Consider the following 15,808-nt stretch of genomic DNA (forward strand, 5'->3'; position numbering starts at 1 on the left):
ATCAAACAGCTCGGTTTGTGTCAGCGACCGTTTCCGGTGGCTGTCTCAAGCGAGGAGGCGCATTCTACACCGGACAGACAGAGAGTCAACAGGGACAACACGAAAAAGTGAATAATTTATGAAAAACGGTGAATTCATTAACCACGCGGCGCTATATAGCACTACTCAATAGTGCTGCTCGACTCACTTGCCGTTAGCGAAGCCCCTTGATAAGCGTAATAGCGATGCTGTTGATAAGCAGAACGGGCTTCTATAACGCTGATCATCCCCTTAAAACCAAAAAACCGCCTGACGGCGGTTTTATGAAAGGGCACAGCCCGAATAACACTCTCGCAAGATCCTGTAATCTCAGTCACCCTGCGATAGACTCAGCTCACTTACCCCCGCAGTCAGACGCAACAATCATCCTTATCGAAAAACAAACTGTCCTGCTTCGACATCAACACCAATTTCAGTGCCTGGAAGATACTTACCGGCCAATAACTCTTGCGCTAATGGGTTTTCTATCCATTGTTGAATCGCTCGCTTCAACGGGCGAGCACCATAGATCGGCTCAAAACCAACATCCACCAGCTTATCCATAGCGGTTGATGTCAGTGTTAAAGTAAGCTCTCGCTCGGTTAAGCGCTGACGCAGACGATTCAGTTGAATCTCAGCGATCCCTCGAACCTGATCTTTGCGTAAGCTGTGGAAAACCACGACTTCATCAATCCGGTTAATCACTTCCGGGCGGAAGTGATTGCCCACCACCTCCATCACCGCACTTTGCATTAAGTCATAATCGTCATCATCACTAAAGTTTTGAATCAGATCGGAACCTAAGTTAGAGGTCATCACCACAATCGTATTACGGAAATCGACGGTTCGCCCCTGACCATCGGTTAATCGGCCATCTTCTAACACCTGCAGTAGTATATTGAAGACATCAGGATGCGCTTTTTCCACTTCATCCAACAGCAATACCGAATACGGTTTGCGACGCACGGCTTCGGTTAGATACCCCCCCTCTTCATAACCCACATAGCCTGGAGGCGCACCGATCAATCTAGCGACTGAGTGCTTCTCCATAAACTCGGACATATCGATCCGCACCATCGCTTCTTCTGTATCAAACAAGAAACCGGCTAGCGCTTTACACAGCTCTGTTTTACCGACCCCCGTGGGCCCAAGGAACAGAAATGATCCATTAGGCCGATTAGGATCGGATAAACCTGCCCGAGAACGTCGCACCGCGTTTGACACGGCACGCACCGCTTCATGCTGCCCGATCACTTGCTGATGCAGGGCATCTTCCATACGCAATAGTTTATCGCGCTCGCCTTCTAGCATTTTTGAGATCGGTATACCGGTCCAACGAGAGACAACTTCTGCCACCTCTTCCTCGCCAACACGGTTTCTCAGTAACTGATGCTGCTGCGGTTGATCTTCCACATCCGCTGCCGCTTGCAACTGTTTTTCAAGCTCAGGAATGACGCCATATTGCAGTTCAGACATACGACTCAGATCACCTGAACGAGTCGCCTGCTCTAATTCAGTTCGTGCCTGATCCAGCTTTTCCTTAATTTGCTGAGACCCTTGCAGCACAACTTTTTCTGCTTTCCAGATTTCATCGAGATCAGAATACTCTTTCTCTACCGCCTCGATATTGCTTTGCAACTCTTCTAAACGCTTAATGGCCGCTTGATCTTTCTCTTTTTTAAGCGCCTCGCGTTCCATTTTCAGTTGAATCAAGCGACGCTCAAGCCGATCCATACTCTCAGGCTTAGAGTCGATCTCCATACGGATACGGCTACCAGCCTCATCGATTAAGTCAATGGCTTTGTCTGGTAGTTGCCGATCAGTAATATAACGCTGTGATAGTTTGGCCGCGGCAATAATGGCCGAGTCGGTAATATCAACACCATGGTGAATCTCATAGCGCTCTTTTAAGCCACGAAGAATCGCGATGGTATCCTCTTCACTTGGCTCATCCACCAGCACCTTTTGGAAACGCCGTTCAAGCGCGGCATCTTTTTCAACATACTGACGATATTCATCCAGCGTTGTCGCGCCAACACAATGTAATTCACCTCGCGCTAACGCCGGCTTGAGCATATTCCCGGCATCCATTGAGCCTTCACCCTTACCGGCACCCACCATCGTATGCAACTCATCAATAAACAGGATGATCTGACCTTCCTGCTTCGCAAGCTCATTGAGAACAGACTTAAGCCGTTCTTCAAACTCGCCTCTGAATTTAGCACCGGCAATCAGGGCTCCCATATCGAGAGACAGCACTTTCTTGTTCTTCAGCCCTTCAGGCACTTCACCGTTAATAATCCGTTGTGCTAGACCTTCAACAATAGCGGTTTTACCAACCCCCGGCTCACCGATCAATACGGGGTTATTTTTAGTTCGACGCTGCAGTACTTGAATCGTACGACGAATCTCATCATCGCGCCCAATAACGGGATCGAGTTTGCCTGACTCGGCTCGCTCCGTTAGATCAATGGTAAATTTATCCAGCGCTTGCCGGTTTTCTTCTGCATTGGGATCATTCACGCTATCACCGCCTCGCATCTGTCCTATCGCTTGTTCCAATTGTTGCTTGGTCACGCCTGCCGCTTTAAGCAGCTTACCCACGCCACTCTTATCCTCAAGCATCGCCAGTACAAACAGCTCACTGGCAATATATTGATCGCCACGTTGCTGAGCGAGCTTATCGGTCAGATTGAATAATTTCCCCATCGCAGGCGAGAAGCGTACCTCGCCGTCACTGTTAGCGACTTGAGGCAAATCATTGAACAATTGCTGTGCCGCTGAGTGCATTTGCTCAACATTGGCACCTGACTTGGCCAACAAAGGCTTAATAGAGCCTCCTTGCTGATCCAATAGCGCCAACAAAAGATGAACGGGTTCTATATAGTTATGATCTTTACCCACCGCAAGCGATTGGGCATCCGCTAGGGCTGATTGTAATTTGCTGGTAAAACGTTCGGGTTGCATCGTCCCCTCCTAATCTGTTTACCCGGCCAACTCTGCGCTTTGATTAAAGCTGATGACAGGGTTTTACTCTTACTAAAATAAGTATGGGTAAATTGGGAGAAATTCAAGGCTATATAAGCAACTACTTATATATTTACCGATTTATTCACGTCACTTCTTTTTAGCGTTGCCACAACCCGAGCAGTTACTACATCCCGTACTACTACATTTTCGATTAAAGGTACGATAGAGGTAGCGACAAAACCATATACCCAATAGCACCACCACTGCCACCAGCACGAACCAGTCAAATAGTGTCATATAGTTACCTTTTCACTAAATCCACAATGACGCCACGTTATAGACCAACCAAGCACCTATCCAAGCCAACACCAAGCCCATCATGATCGAGACAGCCGCCCAACGCCAACTCCCCGTTTCTCGACGAATGGTGGCAATCGTTGCCAGACAAGGCATATATAACAAGGTAAACACCATCAAGGCTAAACCCGATGCAGGCGCCAAGGCACTACCCAGCGCTGCTTGCAGCCCAGCCATATCGTTCATATCCGTTTGATACACAACCACCAACGATGCGGCGATCACTTCTTTAGCGATAAACCCTGATAGCAGAGCGACCGTTTCCTGCCAGCCAAACCCCATCGGCGCAAATAACGGTGCGACGAAGCGACCTAGTTGCTCTAACCATGGCGTACCGTGCAACGGAAAACTCTGTAGCAACCAGATCAGGATGGAGCCAACCAAAATAACGCCACCAATTTTTTTCAGGAAGTCGGCCGCCTTATCCCATACATGTAACGCCATGGATCGCCCTGACGGAAATCGCCAAGGAGGCAACTCCATAATGAATGTCTCATCGTGATGAGAGGTAATCGTTCGAGCCAATAGCGCGGCAATTGTAAAGGCGACCAAGATTCCTAACATATATAGGCTAAACATCACCGTGCCCGCGTTATCTGTAAAGAAAATACCCGCCAATAGCACATACACCGGTAACCGAGCAGAACAGCTCATAAAAGGGTTTATTAAAATAGTAATAAGACGCGCTCGCGGCTCCTCAATGGTTCTGGCCGACATAATCGCTGGCACATTACAGCCAAACCCCATCACCAATGGCACAAAAGCCTTGCCATGCAAGCCAACCTTACTCATCAGATTATCGGTCAGAAAGGCCGCACGAGCCATATAACCACTCTGCTCCAGCAGCGCAATAAAGAAAAACAACAGCACCACGTTTGGTAGAAACACTAATACCCCACCCACGCCAGCAATCAAACCTTCCACCAGCAGGTTTTTTAACAGCGACGCCGGCATCAATGCACCGACCTGCTGACCAACCCAACTGACACTCGCATCGATCCAGTCGGCGGGATAGCTACCCAGGGTAAAGGTCGCCTCGAACATCACCCAGAGTAACAAGACAAAAATCGGCATGCCTAGCCAACGATTTAGTGTCACACGATCCAACCAATGATCGGCTACCGATTGATCTTGATGCTCGCTGCTACTTTTATGTAACAAACCATGAATATAGCCATAACGCCCTTCGGCAATCATTTCAGCCAACGACTCATCATGACGATTAGCCAGTGTTACTAGCACTTCCTGAGCGGTCTTCACTTGCTCATCATGATTGAGCATGACTCCATCACCACAGGATTCCAACCAGCGGATGGATTGCCAGCGAGTCAAACCAACCTCTGTTAACGCATTAATAGCCCACTCGATATGTGGCTCATAAGCGATCAGTAATGGCTCACTCGCTTGTTCGAGGTTCTCCAATAACAGATCCATTAATTCAGCGATATGATGATTACTGCGCCCATCACTCGCCATCAATGGCTTGACCAAACCTAAACTCAACTCATGCAGATCGATACTGCCACCCTGTTTTTCGAGCTCATCCAGCATATTGAGTGCGATAACGATCGGTAGCCCTTGCTCTAATAGTTGGGTTGTCAAAGCAAGGTTACGGGCTAGGTTGTTGGCATCAACAACATTGAGAATAAGATCGGGCGGCGTTGCCAGAAGATAGTCGCGCGCGACCCTCTCTTCTACGCGACTATTCGCCAACGAATAGATTCCCGGAAGGTCAATAAAATGAAAATCGATACCTCGCCATTTTTTATGGCCTTCCCGACTGGTAACCGTCACCCCCGCCATATTACCAGTACGCTGTCGCGCCCCAGTTAACTGATTAAAAAGCGATGTTTTACCGCAATTCGGGTTGCCCAGTAACGCGATCGTATAAGAGGTTTTTTTATCCGCCATTGGATTGCAATTCCACCTCGATATAACTTGCTTCTTTACTACGCAAGCAAATCTGCTGTTTGCCAATGGAGTAGACCCGGGGATTACCCAGTAAAGAGGTCGCTGCTACCGAGATGTTTAAACCTTTTAACACACCCAACGCCACCAAGCGCTGACGCAACGGCTCAGGCCCTGCGATCGTCTTAATGATGGCCTGTTGACGAGTCTTTAATTCGGGAAGTGTCATCGAAAACATCTTAAATATGAATGATAACCATTATCATATACACACTAAGATAGATCAATAGCCTTGATACAGGTTTCATTGATATAGATCAATTAATCCAGATCATGCTGGCCATACGCCCCGTCACTCCCTCGCGGCGGTAGGAATAGAACAGTTCAGACTGAGAGAAAGTGCAATAATTGCCGCCCGTCACCTCTTGCACCCCTGCGGCATTCAAGCGCAATCGAGCCAGTTGATAAATATTAGCCAGCCATTTATGCGGCGCTTTCGCGGCGATAAAGGCGGCATGGGACGCGGCATCAACATCACAGAACCGCTCGCGCACGTCATCGCCCACTTCAAAGGCCTGCGGCCCGATGGCGGGGCCCAGCCAAACCTGTACATCAGCAGGATCTGAAAACACCGATAAAGTTTGTTCTAGCACGCCATCAACAAGCCCTCGCCAGCCCGCATGTGCGATCGCTACCCGAGACCCTGCTCGATCCGTAAAAAATACCGGCAAACAATCAGCCGTCATAACGATACAGGGTTGACCAATAGCATCCGTCCAACAAGCGTCCGCCTCAACAACACCTTGTTCTGAGGCTTTCAACACGGTAGTCCCATGCACTTGTGATAACCATTGCGGAGTCTTTAACCATTGATGCTGTTGACATAGTCGCTCACGATTAGCCGCAACGCGAGCAGAGAGATCCCCCACATGATCGCCTAAATTAAGCGATTGATACGCGCCTTCACTGCAACCACCCAGCCGAGTGGTCGTGAACGCCTGCACATGGCTTGGCGCAGACCAATCGGCGCTAATCATTTTCACAGATCAATCTCGTGATACTCTGCGTCTTTCTTCAGACTGTTTAACAAACGCTGCATATCTTCGGGTAGATCGACTTCCCAAGACATTAATTCGCCCGTCGCTGGGTGAAATAACTCCAACCGCTTAGCGTGCAGCGCCTGACGCTGAAAGCCTTTTAGCTTACTCAACAGTTGCGGTGTCACACCTTTAGGCAGACGGAAACGACCTCCGTAAAGCTGATCACCCACCAGCGGATAGTTAATATGGGACATATGCACTCGAATCTGATGGGTACGGCCCGTTTCTAGCTTCAAACGAATATGGGTGTGCGCGCGAAATTTTGTTAACACGCGATAATGAGTCACCGCTTCTTTTCCCAACCCCACCACGGCCATCTTTTGCCGGTTACGCGAGTGACGACCTAAAGGCTCATCTACCGTGCCTCCACCCGTCATCACGCCAGCAACGACGGCTTCATATTCACGTCCCATCGAACGATCTTGCAACTGAGACACCAGTTCGGTTTGTGCCTGTATGGTTTTAGCCACCACCATCAATCCAGTAGTATCCATATCTAAACGATGCACAATCCCCGCCCGAGGCACTTGTGCAATCTCTGGACAGTAGTGCAACAGGCCATTCAGCAACGTATCTTCCCAATGGCCTGCCGCCGGATGAACCACCAAATTAGCTGGTTTATTAATAATCATAATATCATCATCTTCGTAGACGATATCCAGTGGCATCTCCACCGCTTTGTACTGATCAATCACGTCCAGTTCAGCATCAATCGCTAACTGCTCGCCGCCAAACAGTTTATCCCGAGGCCGTTTGATCTGACCATCGACAGTCAAAGCCCCCTCTTTAATCCAGCCTTGCAACCGTGAACGGGAGTATTCGGGGAAAAGTTCGGCAACCGCCTGATCTAATCGTTTGCCAATCAGATCATCCGATACTGTTGCATTAAGTTGAACCTTCTCAGTCATGATTTATCTAACTCTCGGAAAAATTAAGAAAATATAGGCTTTATCGCAAGGAAAACGCAGAGACGCTTTGGCTTGCCATTCGGTTATGGTTAAATAGGCCGAATTAATTTTGCACAGTATACCCGAAACGAACAGTAGCCGCTGTTAACTAACGGGAAACTCTCACTAATAGCAGGATAAATGTTTATGCGCCTGGCAAAGTTGCTCGCAATTATTTCGATCACTCTGATGGCCTCGGGTTGTTCATGGTTTGGTGGTGACGAAAAAGAGGCTCCGGATGTGCCGGAACAACAGCTCTATGAAGAAGCCCTTGATATGCTCGAGGGGGAAAACTATGTCGCCGCCGTTGAAAAACTCCAGCTACTCGAATCTCGTTACCCTTTTGGTCGTTTTTCCGATCAGGCACAACTAGAGCTAATCTACGCTTACCACAAGAATTACGAGTCGGATGCGGCGAGGGCAACAGCGGATCGTTTTATCCGTTTAAACCCTAATCATGAAAATATAGACTATGCCCTCTATCTCAAAGGTTTAACCGCTTTTGAAAAAGATCGCACCTTCTTCGAGAAGTATCTACCCATCGATGAAACTCAGCGAGACCCAGGCAGCGCACTGGATTCATTCCAGAGCTTTCAACAACTAGTCTCCCGCTTTCCGAATAGCCAATATGCACCGGATGCGCAAAAACGGATGACCTACCTGAAAAATCGGCTTGCTACCCACGAAATGCATGTTGCCCGCTACTATGTGAAACGGGAAGCGTGGGTTGCGGCGGCTAACCGTGGCCGCTATGTCTTAGAAAATTACCAACAAACACCCGCGCTACCGGATGCTCTGTCCGTAATGGTACTGGCGTATAATGAGTTAGGTATGACCGACTTAGCCGCCGATGCACAAGCGGTACTGGATACCAACTTCCCTGGATATCAATCCAATATACAACTGGCAAGAAAAGAATCCCTACTCAGTTCGGCAACCTTTGGTCTATTTGGCAGCGCCACCATTTCACGTCCCGTCGAGCAGCCTCAAAGCCAACCTGCTGAGCCTCAACAACGTTCTTGGTTTAGCCGCCTGACGTTTGGTCTTTTCGATAGCGAAGCACAAGCAACCGAATAACCGCACAGTTTCTGTTCAAGGCGCCGCTTCGGCGCCTTTTTTATAGCGCATGACGCCCACTCCTAGTGCAAACATTGCCTCGTTCACAAAAGCACTTCACAGCCTGCCAAACTTTCCCTTAGAATAAATAACAGACTCATAAAAAGACCGCGAGAATACATAATGGATAGAGCTTCAATTGTTGCAGCGATGCAGGTTAAACCGCACATCGATACCACCGTCGAAATCGAAAGACGTATAGACTTTATTAAACAAACCCTCGTCGCTAGCGGTTGTAAGCATCTTATTTTAGGTATTAGTGGAGGTGTCGATTCGACGACCTGTGGCCGTCTTGCTCAGCTATCCATTAAACAACTCAATCAAGAAAGCAACAGCAACGATTATCGTTTTGTTGCCGTGCGACTACCCTACAATACACAACAAGATGAAGAGGATGCACAAACGGCGCTTGCCTTTATCGCGCCATCGGTCAGCCTGACCGCCAATGTTCAACCCGGTGCCGACGGTGTTCACGCGGCCACCTTAGCGGCGTTAAATGAGGCCGATATTGAGGCGGGCAGCCCCGCACACATCGACTTTGCTAAAGGCAATGTCAAAGCGCGTATCCGTATGAGCATTCAATATGAAATCGCCGGTTTGCTCGGCGGCCTCGTACTAGGTACCGATCATTCCGCTGAAAATGTCACCGGCTTTTATACCAAACACGGCGATGGCGCGTGCGATTTAGCACCTCTGTTTGGGCTCAGTAAACGTCAGGTTCGGGCGCTGGCCGAAGCACTCGGTGCACCAACGCAACTGATTCATAAGACCCCGACCGCAGATCTCGAATGTGATACGCCACAAAAAGCGGATGAAGCGGCCTTAGGCTTAAGCTACGATGAAATCGATGATTTCCTCGAAGGCAAACCTGTAAGTCAAGCAGTCGAAGATAAACTGATCGGAATCTATCGCCGTACCGAACACAAACGTCAGCCGGTGCCGACCATTTACGATTAAAAAAAGGCCTCATATGAGACCTTTTTTATCACGCGGGTATCGCGATGCTATACCCGCCCTATCATTTGATAAGGTTCGGGATCGATAACCGGTTGTCGCTGAAGCAAAATATCGCCTAGCAACCGAGTAGAGGCTGGTGCCAGCACCAAACCATTTCTGAAGTGACCGGCATTAATATACAAGTTGTTATAACCAGGCACTGCACCGATATAGGGAATCCCTTCTGGCGAACCAGGCCGTAATCCCGCCCAATGACGCTCTAGCTCACAGTTCTCCAGCGCCGGACAGATATTCAATGCCGTCTGATACAGCGATTGTTTGATTTCCTCTGTCGGCTGCTTATCAAAGCCCACCCGCTCCAACGTGCTACCGACCAAAATACGTCCATCATTACGTGGAATCAGGTATCGATTCTGCATTAGTACAACACGATTAATCAGCCCAACAGGGGCCTTAAAGATCATCATCTGTCCCTTCACCGGCTCGATAGGCAGATCAATGTTTAGCGGTTGCAATAACTCACGACTCCACGCGCCGGCGGTCACCACGATCTTATCCCCATAGAGCACCTGATCGGCTAGCTGCACACCGGTGATGGTTTCATTTTCAACCAGCAGACGCTCTACCCGACTCTGCTCGATGAGATTAATATTGGCGGAGATTTCCATACTGCGGCGCAACGAGCGCCCTAAACGGGGGTTACGTATACTGCCCACCTCGGGCATCCACAACGCAGACTCACAGCCTGCCGCTAAGTTAGGCTCTTTTTGATAAAGAAAATCAGGGTTAACACGCTCCATTGGCTTGTTATATCGCCGCCCCCACGCCAACGCCTTATCCTCATCATCAACCCCCACCATAAACATCCCTTTAAGGCGCAACTCAGGATCTAAGCCGGTTTCTTCCAATAACTGCTGTGCCAAGTGGATATAACCCGTCTGCGACCACGTTGCCAAGGCCGTGACCGGATCTGAATAACGCCAGGGATACAGTGGCGATACAATCCCTCCACCCGCCCAAGACGCTTCCTGCGCACAGTTGTTCATCTCCACAAGCGTAACACTCGCACCCGACTGAGCCAGTTCCCTGGCCGTCAGCATGCCCATCACGCCTGCCCCAATAATCAGGTAGTCAGACATTTCTAAGCCTTATGGTTGGTACAAAGAGGCATGAGTATATAAAAAACGCGCCCTAGGCGCGCATTATTTATAAAGAAAAGTGTCTTTCCGTAAAAGCTTACCAACAACCTGCTGGCGTTTTAACACCGGTATGCGACAAGACTAGAGGAGTACAGTCGGTATCACTTGCCTGCGAGCCACTACCCGCCGCACTTAAAGTGTACCCCCCACCAGAAACTACTACACTAACTGTGTAGTAGCCCTCTGGTGATGAAGCACCTCCAATATCACTTAATGTCGATGAGTAACTATTATTCACTGTAAAATATCGTTCTTCCATCGCAGCAGCCTGCATCAATGCGGCATAACCATCTGAACGACGGCTCTGACGAACTTGCTCCATAAAAGATGGATAAGCAATAGAAAGAAGTATTCCTATAACCGCAACCACTATCATCAACTCAATCAGCGTGAATCCTTTACTTTTAGTCATTATGTCGTATCTCAATTAGTACAGTTGCCGCCAACTCATTCGTCCACCTTCCGGATCAACTGTTGCTTCATTAGAACCAATCGCACCAGTTGATTTCTGGGTGATGATATGGGTAACGCCTTCTACGCCCCTATGTATAACGGGTGCGGACGCCATGCCATCACCCAAACTCACTTTACCTTGAGCTTCAGGCACATCATCTCCTTGTGCATCTACTACCTTCCGATTATAAGTTGTGCCAAATGGTGCCAAATAAGATGCTGTACCTGTTTGATAATCTAAAGCATAAAGAAAACTCTCTCCATCAATATCACAGATATTCTCTGGCGGAATGTATTCAGTAAAGAACAAAAAGGAGAACACACTAACCGAGGTGTTTACATTTCTACCTGAAGGGTTTGTTGTATTTTCAAAATCCAAATACCAACCACTTTCACTTTCCATCTGAGTCTTCAACTGACTAAACGACGTAATGTCGGTTGAATCAATGGTTAAAGTTTGTGCTGACCCGCTTGCATAATCCTTAACCATTCCATTTTCGAAAACCACTGTATTTGTCGAATCAATCAAGTCACTCCTCTCTAGGAGATTACTAATAATGTTACCGCTAGAATCCATAGATTCTTTCACACCATAGAAAGACTGCTGCTCAGAGTTTCGGTTATCATCACCAATTATCACTCGCCCTGTTCCACTATAAACCCAAGGCTGAGAGTTAGAATCAAGAATCGTATAAGGCGCAGCAACAATGGGTTTATCCGCTTTAACAAAGCGAGAAGGAGTGAATGTTGTTGATGTAGGATCAAACACAACCCGATTCAAGTTGCCTGATACCGAATCTGCGGGAACCATATCTGTCGGATCTAAACTAACAGACCCAACATAAATAACATCATCAACAAAGTCGCTGTCCCAATCAACGACGGTAATGTCTCCAAGATAGCTATGTCCATCACTTTCAATATTCAGGCCTGTCGCGCCAGAAACAAACTCCTTGTTCACTAAATCATAGACAAAGAGTTTAGCATTTTGGTCACTACTGGCGTCCTCTATCGCCCCCGCGCCTATGGGGCCGGAACCCATAACAAGATACCACTCGTTCGTTTGTGCGCCTAGGCTCCAGTCAGGGGAACCTGAAATATCAGTCTTCGCAACTCGTCGCTTCAATACCGCAGGTTTACTCGTTGTCAATCCCATATCAGCATGAGAAATCTCTGCAATCAGAGAAGGGGGCACTTCCGGATTTGTCACATCAAAAACTAAAAATGCGGAGTTAAAATTAGTAGAATCCCCTCCAATTGAAAGCGTTTGCTCTCCTCCCCCCATTCTCATGCCGACAACGAGTACTGTCCCCCATCCACCTGGATGATCGCTATCATCTGAAAAAATATTGGCATCAAAGGTGGTTGTTTCTCCATCAACATAATAAACATGGGGATACTCCTGTTCGCCTAACCAACGGAGATGAGGTAGCAAATTGTAGGGGACATAAGCCCACATTTCTGCTCCCAGCTTATGATTTGCTTTACCAGTGACTGCAGTATCAAAACCCAGTGTATTTAAATTCCAGAAACCGCCATTAAAAGCATGCAACATTCCATCATTTGCACCGGAATACACCATCTGCCGACGATATTCGTACTGCTCCCAAAAGGTATCATAGCTTGAGTCACCATAGCGCGCCTTGTAATTACTTGATGGGGCTCCAACGACTGAAGGAGTCGAATGAATGATATCGCCTAAACGCCATACTTCGTCAGCGCCATCGCCATCAAAGTCAATGGTTCTAGATCGCATTCCTGTAACACTATCGTCACCACGAATATAGTTAACCAGATCTGTCGCCAAGGCAGACGTTGTGATCGTGTCACCTAAATACTGATATCGATTTGCTGTCGTGAATGTACTCGGAATAAAATCAACAACATCAGCATTATCAATTTTCCCATCAGCGGTTGTTGATATACCATCAATAGCCGTCAAGATATAACGAGTGCCATCATTATTACCATAAGTCCGCTGCGTCCGAGTTTGCCCATTATTGATTGCTGCTAGTTGATCTCTTGCATTCCAAACCGTCTGTATTTCATCTATATCAACTGGGGCACCACTAACCGTCAATTCGTTATCAGAGCCCACCGTATATCGCTGAATGAGCGTCTCTTCTAAAGATGCGTCATAATAAATATCTATAGCTTTATCCGCGCTATCAAGCTGATCATTAGCATTACTATCCTCTCTTAACCGACCATAGCCATCCATAAATAAAGAATGCAGTATGCCAACCCAAGAAATATTGCGATTTTCAGACTTAACACTAGGCTGATACAGTGCCTGATAAATAGCGCCAACCCCTGTATTACTATTAGAGACAAGCGATGCATTTGTTCCGGATGATATCCGGTTAATAATAGAATCCAAGACCTGTTGCAGTTGATATTTTAACTGTGAGGGGTCCGTTGCATAAAAATAATTATCGGGTATACCATCAGGCACCAAAGAGCCATCCGCATTATTCTTATTATCCCATTCACTATCGCTATTAGGTGTTCCCGAATTATCAGCATCAGTGAATCCACCCCATTTAGCCGCATAAAATAGTGGTTGCTTTAGCAACTGTGTATCAGACGTTCCAAGCGTATAAGTTCTCGTCGTTGCAACATCGCCAACCGAACAACCATCCTTACAATCAATTTTTGTTTTAGTCTCATCATATTTAAATCCATTAATACCCGAATGAACATGAAATCCGTCATTCGTAGTACCGCTGATAATATAACCAAAGCCCATATCGTAAGGGGTAGATTGCGCAATAGCATCGGTTGTTATCTCTATCTCAGAAGCCGTTATTCGATAACGGATAGTACCCCACATGTCTTGGTCAAAATCGCCTCCCTGCTCACTATCTTCCCAATTGACATAAAGCGTACCAATATACTCGCCAGGATTTGCAGTGTCTTGGTGATAAGCCTCTGCTATTTTAAAATCAACAATGGCGCAATTGCCTTTTGCATCATCATTTCGACATGCAGGTAACAAAGTGACAGTCTTGCCACTACTGCCTGCCGCTTGAATGTCTACCGATGGGATAGCCGGCGCCAGTGAAACACCGTAAGTATCAACACTCTGCACTCCATCAAGGTCACTACGTAGATCATTCAAATGTGCAAACGCACTGACTCCAGCCATCTGATAGCTACCTTCAAGACGGGGGGAGTCGGGGCAAGTCCCCTTCACATCACCTAATGCATCAATCGTTTTCGAAGTACAGAGCTGATCATCATCCGACCCACTTTCACCCACAAAATAATCGTTGCCAGTAATTCCTTCGCCATCCCCAACGCTATCAGTAAGCTCCTCAGCCTTAGCACTAAAGTCTTTATCAAAACTATTCAGTTCATCGCTATCATAGGAAACGGTACTGGCATTAAACATTATAAGATTTAACTTAGCGCACTGATTTATAGCATCTAAAGGATCATCCCAAGTGGCCGCTTGCAAACCTAAATCGTTATCAGGACCACTACTCGAAGGAACAAAGTCCGACTCAGCCTTTTCTCCACCATAATAGCGATAACATTCTGAAAGAATTTCGGCTACGGGATTACCCCAGTTGGTACACTTGCCATTATTAAAGGAGTTTTTCCCCCACTCACAATCATCACCGCTACCATTTTCATTATATGTACCCGAATCATGGCTATAGCCATAGAGCCGTAAATTATTGAGCGTATCAATAATATTACCGTCCGCCGGTGCTGTCTTAAAAGTACCGTCGGTCGTTGCATTGACCTCATCGACAATAGAACTGATATTCTTCCTTAATACCCCGCCGGATTTATTCTTTGAATAAGATCCGCTCAACAAACCAAAATCAACAGCCCCCTCATCACCGTAACTTTGAAGTACTCCAACCGGCTTATAATTACCATCAGGATACTGCTTACAATCTTCTGTTCCTATTAGACTACTATCACAGACTTTCACTCGAGCAACGTAATCAACTTCCCCCAAACCCTGGCTGACTCTGGATGGGCTACTGGACTCAGAACCTAACCCAGATGTTGCAGAGTCATTGCCATTATTGTATCCACTCGCTGCTGCCTTTTCCTCATTCCAACGGCATTGCCAGCGCTCATTAGCAGACCAGAGCGCATAGTCGCCTTTAGCCACGCGCATGAGCGGTGCATCCGTCACATATTGAGACCACGTGGTTGAAGAAACTGTCGTATTGCAAATAGTAATACCGGATGGCGCGTTAGAAGCAGTAAAAGGTGTGAGTTTTGGCAGTTCTGCCGTATCAGAAAAGTATTTAGCGAAACTATGTGCATCATTAGGCAAATAGCTTCTTTCTAAAATTGTTACAGAGGCCGTATCAGTACTACGTAGACCACCATAAAGTATACGCCTTACTGTATCTATACGGGTCATGCTGGCCCAGTTCAGAAAATTACCCGACCATTGACTTCCAGAGCAGTATTTATCCGCGGTCAATGAAACGGGATCAAAGCGCTTGCTGCTATAGCTATAGCATTTATAGCTATCAAAATAGCCATAGTAATCAAAACTATGGTTGTAGCTGGTATCAATCGCGCCATCACCATCCAGATCTTGATAATCCGAATAGGCCTTGAAAAACAATTGATGGTCGACCGACATCGCTAACATAACTTGAGGGGTTGCCGCCTGAGAGACTAACGCAGGCGCAGCCTGAAAGTCTGTCGAGGTAACAGCGGCCGCATTTGGGACATGAATAAAGCTAAATGCAGCAATTATCCACAACATAGTCCTTTGATAAAGCTTAGAATTTTTCATTACTGTACC

The 15,808-nt window shown here is 47.2% G+C and carries 11 protein-coding genes; 2 read left to right on the top strand and 9 right to left on the bottom strand.

The window, feature by feature from the left end:
- Positions 1-408: 408 nt before the first annotated feature.
- The 6 genes from clpB to rluD all read right to left on the bottom strand — a co-directional run bounded on the left by clpB (position 409) and on the right by rluD (position 7,261).
- Positions 409-2,985 (bottom strand): ATP-dependent chaperone ClpB, encoded by a 2,577-nt coding sequence (gene clpB, locus Q4488_RS09505; protein ID WP_303580243.1) that lies wholly within the window; start codon positions 2,983-2,985, stop codon positions 409-411.
- A gap of 150 nt (positions 2,986-3,135) precedes the next feature.
- Positions 3,136-3,285, bottom strand: coding sequence for a hypothetical protein (locus Q4488_RS09510; protein ID WP_303580244.1), 150 nt, complete (start codon positions 3,283-3,285; stop codon positions 3,136-3,138).
- A gap of 15 nt (positions 3,286-3,300) precedes the next feature.
- On the bottom strand, positions 3,301-5,256 hold the full coding sequence (gene feoB, locus Q4488_RS09515; RefSeq protein ID WP_303580245.1) for a ferrous iron transport protein B: 1,956 nt from the start codon (positions 5,254-5,256) through the stop codon (positions 3,301-3,303).
- Positions 5,246-5,482: a FeoA family protein gene (locus Q4488_RS09520; protein WP_303580246.1), complete on the bottom strand. Its 237-nt coding sequence runs from the start codon at positions 5,480-5,482 to the stop codon at positions 5,246-5,248. The genes feoB and Q4488_RS09520 overlap by 11 nt, the downstream gene beginning before the upstream one ends.
- A gap of 88 nt (positions 5,483-5,570) precedes the next feature.
- Positions 5,571-6,290 carry a peptidoglycan editing factor PgeF gene (gene pgeF, locus Q4488_RS09525; RefSeq protein ID WP_303580329.1) on the bottom strand — a complete coding sequence of 240 codons (720 nt, stop codon included), beginning with the start codon at positions 6,288-6,290 and terminating at the stop codon, positions 5,571-5,573.
- Between the two features lie 2 nt (positions 6,291-6,292).
- Positions 6,293-7,261, bottom strand: coding sequence for a 23S rRNA pseudouridine(1911/1915/1917) synthase RluD (gene rluD, locus Q4488_RS09530; RefSeq protein WP_303580247.1), 969 nt, complete (start codon positions 7,259-7,261; stop codon positions 6,293-6,295).
- 186 nt (positions 7,262-7,447) lie between these two features.
- On the opposite strand from rluD, the gene Q4488_RS09535 reads away from it, so the two are divergent.
- Together Q4488_RS09535 and nadE are read left to right on the top strand one after the other, a co-directional pair.
- Positions 7,448-8,377: an outer membrane protein assembly factor BamD gene (locus Q4488_RS09535; protein ID WP_303580248.1), complete on the top strand. Its 930-nt coding sequence runs from the start codon at positions 7,448-7,450 to the stop codon at positions 8,375-8,377.
- A 162-nt stretch (positions 8,378-8,539) separates the two neighbouring features.
- Positions 8,540-9,373, top strand: a complete 834-nt coding sequence (gene nadE / locus Q4488_RS09540; protein WP_303580249.1) for an ammonia-dependent NAD(+) synthetase — start codon at positions 8,540-8,542, stop codon at positions 9,371-9,373.
- Positions 9,374-9,420: 47 nt separating this feature from the next.
- Here nadE and thiO read toward each other — a convergent pair whose 3' ends face one another.
- From thiO to Q4488_RS09555, 3 genes are all read right to left on the bottom strand, one after another.
- Positions 9,421-10,512 carry a glycine oxidase ThiO gene (gene thiO / locus Q4488_RS09545; RefSeq protein WP_303580250.1) on the bottom strand — a complete coding sequence of 364 codons (1,092 nt, stop codon included), beginning with the start codon at positions 10,510-10,512 and terminating at the stop codon, positions 9,421-9,423.
- Positions 10,513-10,609: 97 nt separating this feature from the next.
- Positions 10,610-10,984, bottom strand: a complete 375-nt coding sequence (locus Q4488_RS09550; protein WP_303580251.1) for a type IV pilin protein — start codon at positions 10,982-10,984, stop codon at positions 10,610-10,612.
- Between the two features lie 15 nt (positions 10,985-10,999).
- Positions 11,000-15,799: a pilus assembly protein gene (locus tag Q4488_RS09555; RefSeq protein ID WP_303580252.1), complete on the bottom strand. Its 4,800-nt coding sequence runs from the start codon at positions 15,797-15,799 to the stop codon at positions 11,000-11,002.
- Between the last annotated feature and the right edge of the window lie 9 nt (positions 15,800-15,808).

The organism is Amphritea sp. 1_MG-2023, from assembly GCF_030547545.1.
Lineage (GTDB): Bacteria > Pseudomonadota > Gammaproteobacteria > Pseudomonadales > Balneatricaceae > Amphritea.